Source organism: Helicobacter sp. T3_23-1056 (assembly GCF_053654535.1).
The window spans coordinates 1-2,008 of sequence record NZ_JBSIUU010000066.1 but is presented as its reverse complement, the minus strand read 5'-3'; the positions used below and the strand labels follow the sequence as shown (position 1 = coordinate 2,008).

The 2,008-nt window shown below is 43.7% G+C and carries 1 protein-coding gene; it reads right to left on the bottom strand.

Going from position 1 to position 2,008, the window contains the following annotated elements:
* Positions 1–2,008 (bottom strand): hypothetical protein (locus ACWIUO_RS13630; protein ID WP_454178432.1); only part of this gene is annotated, 2,008 nt, incomplete at both ends.

The window sequence follows — 2,008 nt, the reverse complement described above, 5'->3', positions numbered from 1 at the left end:
TCCCGATGACATTGCCGTTTTTATCGGTTACATAGTCATTCCCGCCAAACCAATACGCGTATTTAAAATTCACCGTAGTCGTTACACCATTAAACCACTTGCTTAGCGCAGACTCGCTACTTTTGTCAAAGCTAGACGCATAGAAAAGCCCATCATAGCCCAAACTTAGCTCGTGATTTTTTTTCACAAGCCACACCAAATCAAAGCTTAGATTCCCATACACTAGAGGCAGAGTGATTCTGCGCTCTTTCTCATCTAGCGTATTTCCGTATAGAAAGCTACCTAGTTTTGGCTCATTTAGGACATTGTATCGCACGCCGATTTTGGTATTGGTGCGAAATGTATTGCCCCAGATTTTGTAGTAGCGCAGGCTAGCTTGCACCTGTGGCAAATGCCACAACACAGCCCCATAGTATTCATCAGCACCGATAGGCAGGACATTAGGGGTTACACTTGTGATTCTAGGCTTGATTAGCTTCGTAGGCACGGAGGATAGCACATCATAGCTTAGCCCGATTTCAGGTGCGACATAGCTATTTTTCTTAAACTGATAAATCGTAATCCCGCCTTTTAGCTCCACCCCTGCATTCCACATTAGCGGGATTGTTGCCTTTGTCTTGCTAGAGTCTGCTTCTATGGTGTTTATCCTACCGCCCGCATCTAGCTTAAATTGTGGCAAATCAACCCCCGCCCTAATATTTAGCTTTATAAAACCCTCCGCGACTTTCCTAGTAACCGCAAAGGTTTTAAAATAATTTATCCCGCCTTGAAGCGAGTTTGTCAGCACAGAAGTGGGCGCAGAGCCTACAAATTCTGTATTTACATTGTTAAACTCATAGCCCAAATACCCCCCAAAGATTCCGTTTTTGCGCAAGTTTCTTTGCATACCAAAAAGTGCGCCTCCCACCCATTCTATCGCGGAGTTTGCCCCCAAATCCACATAGCTATTTGCGCTATATGGTAGCGCGAAAAACCGCCAATCGCGCCTACCCGTATAAGGGATAAATATCGCATCTAGCTGGTCGATAAGCTCGAAATTGTTATAGCCTTTTTCCAAATCCTGCCCCTTGCTTTGCGTAAGCGTAAGCCTAGCGATTTTTTCGCGGACTTTGTCGATTTTGGCGGTGTTTTTGCGCTTGGTTTTAGAAAATCTAGTGCTTTTGTTGGTTAGCCTAGACATATCGTATTGCAAAAGTCGCAATTCTACTTCTTGATTGTAGTAGTTGTCGCTATGAAATGTCTTTGTCGTCATCGTATCTAGGATATTTTGCGTCATCGCATTTCTGCGCATATAGCTTAGGGCTAGAGCGCGATAGACATCGGTGATATAGGCATTGCTACCATCTGCTTGCAGCATAAAGCCTTGTTTGTTATCTGTGGTGTGCGTAGCCCAGATAAGCTGTGTGCCTCTACCGCCTGTGATATGGCTTTCAGCGATATTGCCCCCTTTGGCAGTAGTGCCTGCGACTACTAGATTTTCTGCTTTATATACTGCGCCTTTAGAAATATCGTCCCCTATGTTTATGACTATGGCTTTTGGTGCTATATATGATATATTTGTGCTGTCGCCACCTACGGATATTCTTTGTCCATCGCCTATTGTTTTTCCATTGATTGTTGTAGTTAGATTTGTATTCCAATCATTTTCCTTTTTATTTATCGTGATACCAAAGCTATTGATTCGTAGATTAGTTACTTTGGCGTCTATGTTTGGGGTTAGCAATGCGGTGTTGTTATTAGCATCGCCTAGCGATAGCGTGCCTATCGTGCCATTTGTCCCTGATATAGAGCGGATATAGCTTCCTGCGCCACTTATGTTTAGATTTGAGATAGTGCCTCCGCTTAGCTCTAGGCTCTCTAGCTTTGCCCCAGCGGTTACATTTAGGTTGGTTATCGTGCCGTTGTCTTTGTTTTTTATAGAGCTTAGGCTTGTGCCATTTAGCTGTATGCCACCATTTATCGTCCCAGCATTTTCTATGCTATTTACTTTTGCAGAGCTACTTAGGGT